Source organism: Pseudomonas sp. LS_2, from assembly GCF_042709235.1.
Classification (GTDB): Bacteria; Pseudomonadota; Gammaproteobacteria; order Pseudomonadales; family Pseudomonadaceae; genus Aquipseudomonas.
This window is the reverse complement of record NZ_JAVAYC010000028.1, coordinates 1-15,109: the sequence shown is the minus strand read 5'-3', so window position 1 is coordinate 15,109 and position 15,109 is coordinate 1. Positions and strand designations below refer to the sequence as shown.

The 15,109-nt window shown below is 64.8% G+C and carries 12 protein-coding genes; 7 read left to right on the top strand and 5 right to left on the bottom strand.

The window, feature by feature from the left end; genetic code table 11:
- Positions 1–53 precede the first annotated feature (53 nt).
- On the top strand, positions 54–1,391 hold the full coding sequence (locus RAC97_RS20365; protein ID WP_375101351.1) for an MATE family efflux transporter: 1,338 nt from the start codon (positions 54–56) through the stop codon (positions 1,389–1,391).
- Positions 1,392–1,418: 27 nt separating this feature from the next.
- Here RAC97_RS20365 and RAC97_RS20360 read toward each other — a convergent pair whose 3' ends face one another.
- From RAC97_RS20360 to RAC97_RS20340, 5 genes are all read right to left on the bottom strand, one after another.
- On the bottom strand, positions 1,419–3,479 hold the full coding sequence (locus RAC97_RS20360) for a prolyl oligopeptidase family protein (protein ID WP_375101352.1): 2,061 nt from the start codon (positions 3,477–3,479) through the stop codon (positions 1,419–1,421).
- A gap of 130 nt (positions 3,480–3,609) precedes the next feature.
- Complete coding sequence (gene speA / locus RAC97_RS20355; protein WP_375101353.1) at positions 3,610–5,523, bottom strand: arginine decarboxylase; 1,914 nt, start codon at positions 5,521–5,523, stop codon at positions 3,610–3,612.
- A gap of 149 nt (positions 5,524–5,672) precedes the next feature.
- Positions 5,673–6,044, bottom strand: coding sequence for a translation initiation factor Sui1 (locus tag RAC97_RS20350; protein WP_375101354.1), 372 nt, complete (start codon positions 6,042–6,044; stop codon positions 5,673–5,675).
- Between the two features lie 303 nt (positions 6,045–6,347).
- A complete protein-coding gene (locus tag RAC97_RS20345) occupies positions 6,348–6,884 on the bottom strand; it encodes an NUDIX hydrolase (protein ID WP_375101355.1) in 537 nt (178 codons plus the stop codon).
- A gap of 2 nt (positions 6,885–6,886) precedes the next feature.
- Positions 6,887–7,954, bottom strand: a complete 1,068-nt coding sequence (locus tag RAC97_RS20340; RefSeq protein WP_375101356.1) for a DUF2333 family protein — start codon at positions 7,952–7,954, stop codon at positions 6,887–6,889.
- A gap of 249 nt (positions 7,955–8,203) precedes the next feature.
- Here RAC97_RS20340 and RAC97_RS20335 point away from each other — a divergent pair, with 249 nt between their 5' ends.
- The 6 genes from RAC97_RS20335 to RAC97_RS20310 form a co-directional block, all read left to right on the top strand.
- The gene (locus RAC97_RS20335) at positions 8,204–9,820 is read left to right on the top strand and encodes a diguanylate cyclase (RefSeq protein WP_375101357.1); all 1,617 of its coding nucleotides are present in this window, start codon (positions 8,204–8,206) and stop codon (positions 9,818–9,820) included.
- Between the two features lie 173 nt (positions 9,821–9,993).
- A complete protein-coding gene (locus RAC97_RS20330) occupies positions 9,994–11,955 on the top strand; it encodes a methyl-accepting chemotaxis protein (RefSeq protein WP_377748361.1) in 1,962 nt (653 codons plus the stop codon).
- Between the two features lie 326 nt (positions 11,956–12,281).
- On the top strand, positions 12,282–12,734 hold the full coding sequence (gene aroQ / locus RAC97_RS20325; protein WP_011535870.1) for a type II 3-dehydroquinate dehydratase: 453 nt from the start codon (positions 12,282–12,284) through the stop codon (positions 12,732–12,734).
- A gap of 97 nt (positions 12,735–12,831) precedes the next feature.
- Positions 12,832–13,296 (top strand): acetyl-CoA carboxylase biotin carboxyl carrier protein, encoded by a 465-nt coding sequence (gene accB / locus RAC97_RS20320; RefSeq protein WP_375101358.1) that lies wholly within the window; start codon positions 12,832–12,834, stop codon positions 13,294–13,296.
- A gap of 17 nt (positions 13,297–13,313) precedes the next feature.
- Positions 13,314–14,669 (top strand): acetyl-CoA carboxylase biotin carboxylase subunit, encoded by a 1,356-nt coding sequence (gene accC, locus RAC97_RS20315; RefSeq protein WP_375101359.1) that lies wholly within the window; start codon positions 13,314–13,316, stop codon positions 14,667–14,669.
- A gap of 124 nt (positions 14,670–14,793) precedes the next feature.
- Positions 14,794–15,109 (top strand): transposase domain-containing protein (locus RAC97_RS20310; protein ID WP_375101363.1); only part of this gene is annotated, 316 nt, incomplete at its 3' end.

Below are 15,109 nucleotides of genomic sequence, written 5' to 3'. Positions count from 1 at the left end.
AGGCTTGCCCGCGAAAAGGCCGGGCCTGACAAACCAAAGGCCGCACATCCCATATGCCCCGACTATCCAACGACTGGCAGCACCGCCCCACCCACCTCAAGGTCTGGGCACTGGCTGCGCCGATGATCCTGTCCAACATCACGGTGCCCCTGGTGGCGCTGGTCGACAGCACAGTGATCGGCCACCTGCCCCATGCCCACCAGCTCGGCGCGGTGGCGGTGGGGGCGACGCTGTTCACCTTCATGGTCGGCCTGATGGGCTTCCTGCGCATGGGTTCCACCGGTTTCGCCGCCCAGGCTGCCGGACGTGAAGACGGCGCTGCGCTGCGCCAGGTGCTGGTGCAGGGGCTGCTGCTGGCGGTGGCATTTGCATTGCTCATTGCCCTGCTCGCACTGCCCTTCAGCCAGTTGGCGCTGCAAGCCATGCAGCCGAGCGAGGCGTTGCGCCAGGGGATCGAGGCGTTCTTTCACACCCGCCTGCTCGGGCTGCCGGCGGCCCTGGCGAGCTATGCCCTGGTCGGCTGGTTCCTCGGCACCCAGAGCGCCCGCGCGCCGCTGGCGATATTGCTGCTGACCAACCTGCTGAACATCGCCCTGAACCTATGGTTCGTGCTGGGCCTGGACTGGGGAGTGCTGGGCTCGGCGCGAGCCTCGGTGCTGGCCGAATGGAGCGGCGCCCTGTTGGGCCTGGCCCTGACCCGCCCGGCCCTGCGCGTCTACCCGGGGCGCATCGCCTGGGCCGCGCTCAAGCGCTGGCAGGCCTGGCGGCCGTTGCTGGCGGTGAACCGCGACATCTTCCTGCGCAGCCTGGCCTTGCAGTTGGTGTTCCTGCTGCTGACGATGCAGGGCGCGCGCCTGGGCGAGGCCACTGTGGCCGCCAATGCCTTGCTGCTCAACGGCCTGCTGCTGACTGCCTATGCTCTCGACGGCCTGGCACATGCGCTGGAAGCCCTGTGCGGGCACGCCATCGGCGCCCGCGACCGGCAGACGCTGCGGCGCTCCCTGGTGGTGGCCGGCGGCTGGTCGCTGCTGGTCAGCCTGGTGTTCGCCGGGGCGTTCCTGCTGGGCGGGCACCTGTTCATCGATTTGCAGACCGACATCGACAGCGTGCGCGCAGCGGCCTACCCGTTCTTGCCATACCTGGCGCTGTTGCCGCTGGTCGCGGTGTGGAGCTACCTGCTCGATGGGCTGTTCATCGGCGCCACCCGGGCGCGGGAAATGCGCAATGCGATGCTGCTCAGTGTAGTGCTGGCAGCACCGCTGGCGTTGGGCTTGAGCGGGCTCGGCAACCACGGGCTGTGGCTGGCATTCCTCGCGTTCATGGCGCTGCGCGCCCTGACACTGGGCTGGGTGGGGTGGCGGTTACAGCACAAGGGGCTGTGGGTGAGCTGAGAGAGGACGCTTTACGCCCCGCCAGGGTCAGCGTACCGCGACATGCAACCCGGTCCAGTACGCCGCGAAGGCCCATTGCTCGGCGAGCTCATCGATCACGCTGGCAATCGGTTTCCCCGCCCCATGCCCGGTATTGCCGTAGACCCGCGCCAGGTGCGGCTTGTCGCCGATATCGGCAGCCTGCAAAGCGGCGACGTACTTGAACGTGTGCGCCGGCACCACGCGGTCGTCGCCGTCGGCGGTGGTGACGAGGATCGCGGGGTAAGGCTGGCCGGGAGCGATGTTGTGATACGGCGAGTAGGCACGCAGGGTGTGGAAGTCCGCCTCGGTGCCTGGGTCGCCGTACTCCCCGACCCACAACTGCCCCACGGTGAAGGTGTTGTAGCGCAGCATGTCGAGCACGCCCACCCCGACCAGGGCGGCGTCGAACAGCCCAGGTTGCTGGTTGACCACTGCGCCCACCAGCAGCCCGCCATTGGACTCGCCCTGGATCGCCAGGCCATCGGCAGTGGTGATGCGCTGGGCCTTCAGGTACTGGCCTGCGGCGATGAAGTCGTCGAATACGTTCTGCTTGCGCGCAAGGCTGCCCGCCGCGTGCCAGTCCTTGCCGTACTCGCCGCCGCCACGAATATTGGCCACTGCCAGCACCCCGCCCTGTTCCACCCAGGCGTACTGCGCCGGGGACCATGCCGGGATAAGGCTGATGCCGAAGCCACCGTAGCCATACAGCAGGGTCGGCGCCGGTCCGCGCAGGTGCTTGGGGCGCATCAGGAACATCGGCACCCGGGTGCCGTCCCTGGAGGTGTAGAAGTGCTGCTCGACCACCACCTGGTCGAGGTCTGCCGCTACCTGCGGCTGGGCCCATGCCTGGCTGGCGCGCTCGGCCACGTCATAGCGGTAGATCGTGGTCGGCGCGTCGTAGCTGGTGAAGACGTAGAAAAACTCCGTGCCCTGTGGGTCGCCACGAAAGCCCCCGGCACTGCCGATGCCAGGCAAGGCCACCTCGCCTTCGGCGACGCCGTCCAGCGTAAAGCGCTGAATATGCGTGCAGGCATCGACCAGGTAGGCCACCAGCAGCCGACCACCGGCCAGCGCCACTTCGTTGAGCACACCTTGCTGCTCACCCACCAGGTCGACGAACGCCACCTGTGCATCCGCCAGCTCGACGCTGACGATCTTGCGCCGCTGTGCACCACGGGTGGTGACCAGCACCAGCCGGGTTCCGACGTTGCCGACCACGCCCCACTCGTTGTCGTGGCTGGCGTCAAGCTGGCGCAGCGGCCAGTCGGGCGTGGCCAGGTCCACCACCGACAGCGTCATGCTGTTGGTGCCTGGCGTCGAGTAGATCGCCAGGTAGCGGCCATCCGCGGTGACATCGAACAGGTGCAGCATGTGCGGCTGGTCAGGGGTGGCATGCACCAGCCGATCCTGCGCCTGCGCCGTACCGAGCACGTGGTAGTAGATCGCATGGCCGCTGAGCCTGGTCTCGAACGCGGCCTCGTCGGCAGGCTGCGGGTAGCGCGAATAGAAGAAACCGCGCCCATCGCCCGACCAGCCAAGCGAGGTGTAGCGCGCCCAGTGCAGTTCATCGTCGAGCACCCGGCCCGTATCCACCTCGACCACACGCAGGGTACGCCAGTCCGAGCCGCGTTCCTGGACGGCATAGGCCACATGGGCACCTTGCGGGCTGACGGACCAATCGGCCATGGCCGTCGAGCCATCGGCAGACCACTGGTTCGGGTCGAGCAACACGCGGTCCCCGCCATGCACGCTGCCGCGCACCAGCAACGTGGCCTGGGCTTCGAGCCCGGCGCTTCGGGTATGGAAGTACTGCCCGCCACGCTTGTAGGGCGCGGTGGCGCGGTCGTGATCGAACAAGGCGCTCAGGCGTTCGACAAACACCTCGCGGCCAGGCAGCCCCTCGAGATAAGCCTGCGCGCAGGCGTTCTGTGCAGCGCTCCAGCTGGCGACCTCGGCGTGATGGCGGGTGTCGCCCTCCAACCAGCGATACGGGTCGGCAACAGGCTGGCCGAACAGCTCCTCGGTGAGCTCGAGGCGACGGGTGTGGGGGTAGGCAGGCGTGCTCATTCCAGGCGCTCCACGGCGTTGAGGGCGAGGATGCGACGCAGCCTCATGGCACTAAATGACAAGCCTTCTGCCACTTAGTGCCCCCCCCCAACAACTCCCTGGACTGGAAACGTGACCAGGTGTAACTGCCTCAGGAAGACAGGTACGAGGAGCGGGTCAGGCCCAGGCGCAGTGCGTCGAGGAACTGCGTGCGCTCGCGGGCGCTGATCTTGGCGCTGGCCACTTTGTCGCGGTAGTGGGTCATCAACTCCTCCGGCGACAGGTGCACGTAGCGCAGCATGTCCTCGATGGTGTCGTGGGTCTCGATACCGGCGTGGTACACGCTGCCATCGGCGTTCTGGTAGATGTTCACCGAGTCGGTGTCGCCGAACAGGTTGTGCATGTCGCCGAGGATCTCCTGGTAGGCGCCCACCAGGAACACGCCCAACAGGTAGTCCTCGCCCTCGCGCACCGCATGCACCGGCATGCTGGTCTCGATGCTCTGCTCGTCGACGTACTGGTTGATCTTGCCGTCGGAGTCGCAGGTCAGGTCTTGCAGCACCGCGCGGCGCATGGGCTCTTCGTCCAGGCGGTGCAGCGGGATGATCGGCAGCACCTGGCCAATCGCCCAGGTGTCGGGCAGGCTCTGGAATACCGAGAAGTTGCAGATGTACTTGTCGGCGAGCTTGTCATTGAGCTCGTCCAGCACCTGGCGGTGCGAGCGCTGGCGGGCCTTGAGCGAGTTGTGCAGGCGGCGGCACACGGCGAAGTAGCACTGCTCGGCCAGGGCTTTCTCGGCCAGGGTCATCTTGCCGTCGGCGTACTGCGCGGCCACGTCGCCCATGTAGTGGGTGGCGCGCCAGTAGGTCTCGGTGACCATTTCGATGTCGGTCGGGCCGAGCAGGTCGACCAGCCACTGCACGGTCTCGGGCAAGGCTTCCTTGTTCTCGATGGTCGGCACGTCGTCGTTGTGCTTCTCGACGTCGGTTACCTGGACCACCAGCATGGCGTGGTGCGCGGTCAGTGCTCGGCCACTCTCGGAGAAGATGTGCGGGTGCGGCAGGCCCTGGGCGTCGCAGAACTCCTTGAGCATGCCGACCACGACACCGGCGTAGTCGTCCATGTCGTAGTTGATGGAGCTGGCGTTGCGCGAATGGGTACCGTCGTAGTCCACGCCCAGGCCACCGCCGACGTCGATGTGATCGACCGGCAGGCCGAGCGCACGCAGCTCGCCGTAGTAGCGGATGGCTTCCTTGAAACCGTGCTGGTAGTCGGCCAGGTTGGCGATCTGCGAGCCCATGTGGAAGTGCAGCAGGCGGATGCCCTGGTCGAGCCCGGCATCACGGAAACGCTGCACCACCGAGATGAGTTGGGCGGCAGACAGGCCGAACTTGGACTTCTCGCCCCCGGTGTCGGCCCACTTGCTCGAGGCCAGCGACGACAGGCGCACGCGCAGGCCAACTTGCGGCTTGACCTTGAGCTCGGCGGCTTCCTCGATCACCAGGGCGACCTCGGACTCCTTCTCGATGACGATGAATACGTTGTGGCCAAGCTTCTGGCCCATCAACGCCAGGCGAATGAACTCGCGGTCCTTGTAGCCGTTGCAGACAATGGTGCCGCCTTTCGGCGCCAGCGCCAGCACCGCCAGCAGCTCGGGCTTGGAGCCGGCTTCCAGGCCGATGGAGACGTTCTGGGTGGCGATGATGTTCTCTACCACCGCTTCCTGCTGGTTGACCTTGATCGGGTACAGCGCGGTGTATTGGCTCTGGTACTCCAGGCGCGCGATGTTGGCGTCGAAGGCGCCGGTCAGCTGGCGTACGCGGTCTTGCAGGATATCCGGGAAGCGCACCAGCAGCGGCAGCGACAGGCCGCTCTGACGCAGCTCGTCGACCTGCTCGAACAGGTCGATCGGCGCGCTGTTGGGGCCGTTGGGGCGTACTTCGACACGCCCGGCTTCATTGATGGCGAAATAACCTGCGCCCCAATGGCGGATACCATAAACACTGCGGCTGTCGGCCACGGTCCATTGGCTGCCATCGTCTTTGCGTGTGCGTCGTACGGACATTCAAGTCCCCCATAGATAAGTCGAAGACACTGCCCCGCTCGGGGCGGACGCAGTGTAGAAGCTGAAAATGACGATTCATCCGTGCCCTGGAATAGACCTTGGTCACGTCAACGAGTTTAGGCTTTGCAGGAAAAGTGTCGCGGCAGGCATCAGCCGCCGGACTTCTTCGCCTTGAAACCTTGCTTGGCCAGTTCCGCGAGCAGCAGCTCGACGTGGTCGCCCTGGATTTCGATCACCCCGTCCTTCAAGGCGCCGCCAGTGCCGCAGCGCCGCTTGAGGTTGGCGGCCAGCGCCTTGAGCTGCTCCAGAGGCAGCGGCACACCGCTGACGGTGGTCACGGTCTTGCCGCCACGGCCTTTGCTTTCGCGGCGCACACGGGCGACGCCGTCGCCCTCGGGGATGACTTGCTGCTTGCATACGCAGTCATCCACCGGCTTGCCACAGTCCGGGCAGTGCCGGCCAGCATCGGTGGAATACACCAGTCCGCCCAGGGCGGCGAAGGAAGAAGCTTTCTTGGACACTTTTGTTCCTCTTTGCTGAGGACAAAAAATGGTCGGCGGGTGCCGACCGCGAAGCCCCACTCTGGCAGGGGCGGCGCTAACTGGCGCAAGTGCTGCGCCAGCCCGGAAAGGGCGCGCAGTTTAACGATAAATGCATCGCTTGCTAAGTACCGGATTGCGCCATTTTGCGAATGTTTTGCGACCTGGGGGCGAACTACCGCGATGGATGGCACCGGCTGCGCCCGCGAACCGGGGTATAAACCTCGGCAATGCACCGCAGTGTGCGCTTGGCGAGCAAACCCACAGGGGTTATGCGGCTACCCGTTACGCCAGGCCGGCCTTGTAGCGCTGCAACGCCGCCAGCGAGTCCGGGCAGTAAGGCAGCACCTGCCCTTCGGCTTCGGCCTGCTCGACACTGATGAAGCGCGCCTCCATGACCTCTTCGGGCTGCAACCGCAGCGGCCCGTCCCAGACCGCCGAGTACACTGCGCACCACAGCCGGTTGCCCGGCAGGTCGAAGTGGAATTTCTCGTGGAAGGTCAAAGCGACGCCGCTGACGCCCAGCTCTTCCGCGAGCTCGCGGGCAGCCGAATGGTCGTACGACTCCCCGGCCCCGACCATGCCCCCGGCGGCGACATCCCAATAGCCGGGGTACAGCGCCTTGCTCAAGGTGCGCCGATGCACGCACAACTGGCCGGCACCGTTGAACAGCAGGATGAAGGTGCAACGGCCAATCAGCCCGCGCTCGCGCAACTCGGCACGAGGCAGTTCGCCGAGCACGTTGTCGTGCTCATCCACCCAGGTGACATGCTCAAGGTCAGAAGCCGCGCGATGCGCGGCTTCCTTGGGGTCGATGGCCATCCTCAGCCCTGCGAGAGCAGCTGGCGCAGGTCGATGACGGCAGCGTTGGCGCGGGAAATATAGTTGGCCATTACCAGCGAGTGGTTGGCCCACATGCCGAAGCCACTGCCGTTGAGCACCATCGGGCTCCACAGCGCCTCCTGGGACGCCTCGAGCTCGCGGATGATCTGGCGTACGCTGACGGTGGCGTTCTTCTTCGCCAGCACGTCGGCGAAGTCCACTTCGATGGCGCGCAGCAGGTGCGACAGCGCCCAGGCCTGGCCTCGGGCCTCGTAGAACACGTTGTCGATCTGCAGCCACGGGGTTTCCACCACTTCTTCATCGACCTGCGGCGCCTGGCCCGGCTGAACGGCTTCGGTCTTCAGGGTGTTGTTCAGCTTCACCCGGCCAACGCTGGCCGACAGGCGCTGGGACAGCGAGCCCAGGCGAGTGGCGACATCGCCCAGCCAGTTGTTCAGGTTATCGGCGCGGGTATAGAAGATAGCGCCCTGGTCACCAGAGGCCAGGCGCGCCTGATAGCGGCTCAGCGACTTGATGCCTTCCTCGAACTCCGACTCGCTCGAAGGCAGAATCCAGCTCTTGTTGTCGAAGTTGAAGCGCGGCTCGGCCTTGGCCAGGTCGGCGTCTTCGGTGGACTGCGACTGGGAGCGGGCAAAGTCCTTGCGCATGGCACGGGACAGGTCGCGCACCTGCACCAGCACGCCGTATTCCCAGCTCGGCATGTTGTCCATCCACAGGCCTGGTGGGAAACGGTCGTTGGAAATGTAACCGCCGGGCTTGCCAAGCAGGGTGCCGGCCACGGTCTTGAGGGTTTCGACGGTGGTGTAGCCGACCACCATCTGCTGGCCATTGCGCTCGGCCGCAGCCTGGGCGCTCTGCTGCACCGGGAACAGTTCGGGCTCCTGGCTCCAGTACCAGCCAAGGCCGATGCACACCAGCAGGTACAGCCCGATCAGGGTAGCCAGGGCGCGGCTCCACAGGCCGCCGAGGTAGCTACGGGTGGCGGCGCCGCGGCCTTCGGCACGCTCGCGCGGCTCGGCCTTGGCCTCGCGATTTTTCCAGTCCAGCATGGCGTTGTCCTTATCAATCATGACGGTTCAGGGGCTTGGACCACAGGCTCGAGCCAGGGTGCCACGGCAAGCCCGCGAGCAGGCACTATAAAGCAGACACCGCCGTACGCATAAGCGACCAGTTGGTCGGGATATGAATATTTGTCCGCTCACGCTTTGTTGATGCAGGGCACTCGCAGGCAGGAAAAGAACTGCTAGCATAGAGCCATCATTGAACCTGCATACCAACCTCCAACAAGCAGCCAGGACATGAGCCAACCAGTCGAGCCCAACCAAGAGCGCTTGAAGCAACACTTCGCCCAGCGGGTCATCCTTCAGGCCCGGCAGATTCTCGAGATCTGGCAGCGCCTGCAGCGTGGCGAGTGGTCGAGCAGCGGCCTGGGCGAGCTGTGCGAGGCCAACCTGCGCCTGCAACGCTATGCCGAACGCTTCGAGCAACCCGAGCACAGCAGTCTGTCCACCTCCATCGGCCAGACCCTGGACGCCATCGAGGCCAACCAGACACGGCTGAATTCGGCGCTTATCGGTGAGCTCAACCGCCTGATGCAACGCCTCTCGCGCACCGGCCTGCGCAAGGGCGACCAACTCGACGACGTGCCCCTGCCGCCGCTGCGCAAGCCGGTGTACATCCTGCTGCAAGACCACGACCGCGCCGAGCGCCTGGCCCAGCAGCTGGAGTTTTTCGGCCTGGGCGTACAGCCCCTTTACAGTGCCGAGGCTTTCAATGCCTCGATGGTCGAACGCCTGCCCTCGGCCATCGTGATGGACGTGGATTTCACCGGCAGCGGCCAAGGCATTCGCTTGGCCGCCCAGGCGCAACAGGACCAGGCGCTGAACATCCCCCTGCTGTTCTTCAGCCACCAGGAGCCGGACACCGCGACGCGCCTGGCGGCGGTGCGTGCCGGCGGCCAGGAGTTCCTTACCGGCACCCTCGAGGCGTCGAGCCTGCTGGAGAAGGTCGAACGCCTGACCGGCCCCACCCAGTACGACCCGTTTCGCGTGCTGGTCATCGACGACTCGCGCGCCCAGGCCATGCACACCGAGCGCCTGCTCAACAGCGCCGGCATCATCACGCGCACCCTCAGCGAGCCGCTGCGCACCATGAGCGAGCTGGCGGATTTCCAGCCCGATCTGATCATCCTCGACATGTACATGCCCGACTGCACCGGCATGGAGCTGGCCAAGGTGATCCGCCACAACGACCGCTATGTGAGCGTGCCGATCATCTATTTGTCGGCCGAGGACGACCTGGACAAGCAGCTCGACGCCATGAGCGAAGGCGGCGACGACTTCCTGACCAAGCCCATCCGCTCGCGTCACCTGGTGACCACCGTGCGCAACCGCGCTGCCCGCGCCCGCCACCTGAAGGCGCGCATGGTGCGGGACAGCCTCACCGGCCTGTACAACCACACGCATATCCTCCAGTTGCTGGAAGACTGCAGCTTCCGCGCCCGGCGCGAGGCGCAGCCGCTGAGCTTCGCCATGCTCGACATCGACCATTTCAAGAAGATCAACGACCGCCACGGCCACCCCATGGGCGACCGGGTGATCAAGAGCCTGGCGCTGTTCCTCAAGCAGCGCCTGCGCAAGACCGACTTCATCGGCCGCTATGGCGGCGAGGAATTTGCCATCGTCATGCCCAATACCGGTCTGGAAGCCGCACATAAGGTGCTCGACGAGATCCGTCAGCGCTTCGCCGAGATCCACTACCCGGCGCAGCCACAGGACTTGCAGTGCACCTTCAGCGCCGGGGTAGTGACGCTGGACGACCACCTGGATGCGTTGACCATGGCCAGCGTCGCGGACGAGGCGCTGTACCGGGCCAAGCATGCGGGGCGTAACTGTGTGGTGAGGGTGGAGCCTTAACCTGGCGGTACACGCGCCCGCGTATCCCCGCGCATGAACAGAGACCCTTTTCATCACATACAGGCCTTGTGCCACTTTTTTGTGGCGCCAACCCCCTGGCGTCATCACCGCGTCACAAAACCGCAATAACTTCAGGCACCTACCTCTCCACTCCCCGCAGGAAGTTCGCGGCTATGCGCCTGAAGTGGCTGACCAATTTCAACACCCTCTTGCTGGTGACCGTGTGCATCGCCCTGGGCGCGACCTTGTGGTGGTCACAGAAAGCCCTGGAGCGCCCCTACCAGATGATGGAGCGCTACCTGGGGTTGTCCCAGCGTTTCCAGAACAACGCCGCCAGCAACATCCAGGCTTACCTGGGCAGCGGCGATGCCCTGCGCCATGCGGCAGCAGTGGAAGCCAACACGCAGTTGCAGGCCGAGCTCAGCCAATGGCCAGCGGAATTGGCCGACAAGCTGCGTCCCAGCCTGGACAGCCTGCAAGCCTTCAGCGCCAACGAACTGCTGGCCGCCGGCAAGCTGGCCGGCGACCCGCAAGCCCTGCTGTTGCAGGCCGAGCGCGAACTGGGCGCCCACTTCGAGCAACTGGCGGGCTACGCACGGGACAGTGGCAGCCCGGACGCCGCACGCTACCTGGGGCCGCTGCTGGACGCCTCAGTGCACCTGGGCCGTTTGTCCCTGGCGAGGGACAAGCTGGTCAGCAGCGGCCGTGCGGAACTGGCCGACGAAGTCGAGCGCGAATTGCAGCTGATCCGCGCCCAGGCGCAGGTGGTCGACGGCCTGCCGTTGCTGGGCGTGACCCGTGCCGCAGAATCCAACGCCGACGACTTCGCCGCGATGATGGGCCTGGAAAGCCAGGGCAGCGCGCAGCAGGAAGACGTCGCGGTAGGCCTCAAGCGCGAGCTGCAAAGCCTGCTGGGCCGCTACCCCGCCGAGCTGCAACGTACCCGCGAGCAGATCGAACGCCGCTCCGCGCTGGCGGCAAGCACCGGAGAACGCCTGGAAGCGGTGCGCCTGGCGATTGCCGGGTTGGAGCCGGAGGTACGCGCCCTGCACGGCAAGATATCCGGCGAGGTACGCATCATGCAGGGGTTGATGATCGGCCTGATCCTGTTGATCGCCCTGCTGGTCGACACCCTCCAGCGCCGCTTGGCACGTACCCTGACCAGCCTGGCACCGGCGCTTTCACGCTGGGCCGAAGGCGACTTCGCCGAGCCGATCGCCCTGGGCAAGACCAACCGCGAACTGCGTGATATCCAAGAGTCGCTGAACCGCCTGCGCCAGTACCTGGTGGAGCTGGTCGGCACCCTGCGCCACAACGCCGAGCAGGTCGCTGGCAGCAGCCATGCCCTGGCCGGCATGAGCAGCGCGCTGCACGACGGCGCCGAACGCCAGGCCGGTGACACCGCGCAAATCCGTGATGCCCTGGGCGAGCTGGAAGCGACCATCCAGCAGGTGGCCGGCGACGCCAGCGCGGCCGCCGAGGCCAGCCGTGATGCCGGCCGCGCCGTGGAACAGGGCCAGGCGGTGATCGGCCAGAGCCTGTCGGGGCTGCGCTCGCTGGTCGACGAGGTGCAGGGCAACGCCCAGATGATCGAACAGCTGGCCGAGGAATCGGCCACCATTGGCGGCGTGCTGACGGTGATCCGCTCGATCGCCGAGCAGACCAACCTGCTGGCACTCAACGCTGCCATCGAGGCGGCGAGAGCGGGGGAAATGGGCCGTGGCTTTGCCGTGGTGGCCGACGAAGTGCGCTCGCTGGCCCAGCGCACCACGGGCGCTACCGGAGAAATCCAGGCATTGATCGACCGCCTGCAACAGGCGGCGCGCGAGTCGGTGAACGGCATGCGTACTCAGCTCGAACATGCCGAGGCCACCGCCAACCAGGCCCAGGCGGCCGATGGCGCGCTGGACGAGATTGTCAGCGCCATCCGCACCATCGCCGACACGGCAGGGCGTATCGCCGACGTCACGGCCCAGCAGAGCGGCGCAGTGAGTGAGATTCGCGACCATAGCGAGCGTATTCATGCCTTGGGCGAGGACAACCTGCAACGTATCGGCGAAGGGCGTGAGCAGGGTGAGCAACTGTTGCAACTGGGCGGGGAGCTGAACACGGCGGTGCGGGCGTTCAGGGTCTGAGCTATCCGCGTGCAGGTCCGCGAACACTGGCGCTGTCGGTGTCATCGAGCGCGGCGCTGGCGTTTGAGCCGACTCCGCAGGCAGGTCGGCACGCTCCACCCCGCGAGCCCGCCACGAGATGCCTTTTTGTCCTGCCCATGGTCTATAACTTCCCCGCAGCGGAAAATTTCTCCGCAAGAGTGACCAAAGACGGTTCTTTGGTCACATACTTTGCGTGAATCTCGCTCATCGTGCTGGCTATTGCCGGGAACTGGACACTCACCTCCCACTTGCGGCATAGTCGCCGCGCTATGTCGAATTGCCCTACAAGACCAAGGAATACGCAGATGGCCACCCTACTGGTGCTGCACGGCCCCAACCTCAACCTGCTCGGCACCCGCGAGCCAGGCCACTACGGCGCCGCGACCCTCGCCCAGATCAACCAGGACCTCGAGCAGCGCGCTCGCGCCGCTGGCCACCATTTGCAGTACCTGCAGAGCAATGCCGAGTACGAACTGATCGACCGTATCCATGCCGCGCGCAACGAAGGCGTGGACTTCATCCTGATCAATCCGGCTGCTTTCACCCACACCAGCGTCGCATTACGTGACGCATTGCTGGCGGTGAGCATCCCATTCATCGAAGTGCACCTCTCCAACGTGCACAAACGCGAACCGTTCCGACATCACTCCTACTTTTCCGATGTAGCCGTAGGGGTGATCTGCGGCCTTGGCGCCACCGGCTACCGGCTGGCCCTGGAGTCTGCACTGGAACACCTGGCTGCCAACGCACAGCCCTGATGACGCAAGGCCTTGGCCCACTGGGCCGAGGTTACGAAGAAACGTTTTCGACACGTTTTCAATTTGAGCCCGACCGAACCTTGGGAGTTGATGATTAATGGATATTCGTAAAGTCAAAAAGCTGATCGAACTGCTGGAAGAGTCTGGCATCGACGAACTGGAGATCAAGGAAGGCGAAGAGTCCGTCCGCATCAGCCGTCACAGCAAGACCCCGGCTGCCCAGCAGTACTTCGCGCCGCCGCAGTTCGCCCCGGCACCTGCCGCCGCCGCTGCCCCGGTAGCCGCCGCTCCAGCCGTCGAAGCCGCTGCCGCAGCCCCTGCACTGAAAGGCACCGTGGTTCGCTCGCCGATGGTCGGTACCTTCTACCGCAAGCCTTCGCCGACCTCGCCGAACTTCGCTGAAGTTGGCCAGAGCGTGAAAAAAGGCGACACCCTGTGCATCGTCGAAGCCATGAAGATGATGAACCACATCGAAGCCGATATCGGCGGTGTCATCGACGCCATCCTGGTGGAAGACGGTCAGCCGGTTGAGTTCGACCAGCCGCTGTTCACCATCGTTTGAATCGCGGAGAACCAACGATGTCTGGGAAGCTGGAAAAAGTCCTGATCGCCAACCGTGGGGAAATCGCCCTGCGTATCCTGCGTGCCTGCAAAGAGCTGGGCATCAAGACCGTTGCCGTTCACTCCACGGCTGACCGCGAACTGATGCACCTGGGCCTGGCCGACGAATCGGTCTGCATCGGCCCGGCATCCTCCAAGGAATCCTACCTGCACATCCCGGCGATCATCGCTGCGGCCGAAGTGACCGGCGCAACCGCCATTCACCCAGGCTATGGCTTCCTCGCCGAGAACGCCGACTTCGCCGAGCAGGTGGAAAAATCCGGTTTCGCCTTCATCGGCCCGAAAGCCGACACCATTCGCCTGATGGGCGACAAGGTTTCGGCCAAGGACGCGATGATCAAGTCGGGCGTGCCGACCGTACCAGGCTCCGATGGCCCGCTGCCGGAAGACGAAGAGGTCGCTTTGGCGATCGCCCGTGACGTCGGTTATCCGGTGATCATCAAGGCCGCCGGCGGCGGCGGTGGTCGCGGCATGCGCGTGGTGCACAAGGAAGAGGACCTGATTGCCTCGGCCAAGCTCACCCGCACCGAGGCCGGTGCTGCCTTCGGCAACCCGATGGTCTACCTGGAGAAGTTCCTGACCAACCCACGCCACGTGGAAGTGCAGGTGCTGTCCGACGGCCAGGGCAACGCCATTCACCTGGGCGACCGCGACTGCTCGCTGCAGCGCCGTCACCAGAAGGTACTGGAAGAAGCACCGGCCCCGGGCATCGACGAGAAGGCCCGCCAGGAAGTCTTCAAGCGTTGCGTCGATGCGTGCATCGAGATCGGCTATCGCGGTGCGGGCACCTTCGAGTTCCTGTACGAGAACGGTCGTTTCTACTTCATCGAAATGAACACCCGTGTTCAGGTGGAGCACCCGGTCTCGGAAATGGTCACCGGCATCGACATCGTCAAGGAGATGCTCAGCATCGCCGCTGGCAACAAGCTGTCGTTCCGCCAGGAAGACGTGGTGATCCGTGGTCACTCGCTGGAGTGCCGGATCAACGCCGAAGACCCGAAGAAGTTCATCCCGAGCCCAGGTACCGTCAAGCACTTCCATGCCCCAGGCGGCAATGGCGTGCGGGTCGATTCGCACCTGTACAGCGGCTACTCGGTTCCGCCGAACTATGACTCGCTGATCGGCAAGCTGATCACCTACGGCAAGGACCGCGACGAAGCCATGGCGCGCATGCGCAATGCCCTGGACGAGATCGTCGTCGACGGCATCAAGACCAACATCCCGCTGCACCGCGACCTGGTGCGTGATGAAGGCTTCTGCAAAGGCGGCGTGAACATCCACTACCTCGAGCACAAACTGGCCAACCAGGACTGATCGAGTAGCGCGATGAAAAAACCCCGGCCAGGTGCCGTAATGCTGTTCAGTTAAGCATTTGAGTCCAAGCCGGGCTTTCTAGAGAATCCGATACCAGCCTCCTGGTATCGGATTTTTTATGCCCATTCAGCAGCAATTGCTCGACCTCGGTGATCTCTTCAATTTCTCTGACCTCAGCACGTTCACCCAGAACATCCCTATCGAATGGGTCGCCAGTGCGCTTAATCTTTCTGCGCAAGCCACCATACGGCGCCGGCGCCTGCCGAGTGATCAGGTGCTTTGGCTGGTGCTGGGCATGGCCTTGTTCCGCGATGAGCCCGTGCATGAGGTGGCCAGACGCCTCAATATCTGTGCCCAAGGCCTGGCTTCCGATCAGTTGCTGGCGCGCAGCGGCGTAACCGAAGCGCGTAAACGACTGGGTGCTGACCCGGTCGAATTCT

Excerpts from the sequence above, each read along its gene's own strand:
- RAC97_RS20345 (WP_375101355.1), bottom strand. The coding sequence starts at position 6,884 with ATGGCCATCGACCCCAAGGAAGCCGCGCATCGCGCGGCTTCTGACCTT.
- RAC97_RS20360 (WP_375101352.1), bottom strand. The coding sequence starts at position 3,479 with ATGAGCACGCCTGCCTACCCCCACACCCGTCGCCTCGAGCTCACCGAG.
- RAC97_RS20335 (WP_375101357.1), top strand. The coding sequence starts at position 8,204 with ATGAGCCAACCAGTCGAGCCCAACCAAGAGCGCTTGAAGCAACACTTC.
- aroQ (WP_011535870.1), top strand. The coding sequence starts at position 12,282 with ATGGCCACCCTACTGGTGCTGCACGGCCCCAACCTCAACCTGCTCGGC.
- accC (WP_375101359.1), top strand. The coding sequence starts at position 13,314 with ATGTCTGGGAAGCTGGAAAAAGTCCTGATCGCCAACCGTGGGGAAATC.
- speA (WP_375101353.1), bottom strand. The coding sequence starts at position 5,523 with ATGTCCGTACGACGCACACGCAAAGACGATGGCAGCCAATGGACCGTG.
- RAC97_RS20340 (WP_375101356.1), bottom strand. The coding sequence starts at position 7,954 with ATGCTGGACTGGAAAAATCGCGAGGCCAAGGCCGAGCCGCGCGAGCGT.
- RAC97_RS20330 (WP_377748361.1), top strand. The coding sequence starts at position 9,994 with ATGCGCCTGAAGTGGCTGACCAATTTCAACACCCTCTTGCTGGTGACC.
- RAC97_RS20365 (WP_375101351.1), top strand. The coding sequence starts at position 54 with ATGCCCCGACTATCCAACGACTGGCAGCACCGCCCCACCCACCTCAAG.
- accB (WP_375101358.1), top strand. The coding sequence starts at position 12,832 with ATGGATATTCGTAAAGTCAAAAAGCTGATCGAACTGCTGGAAGAGTCT.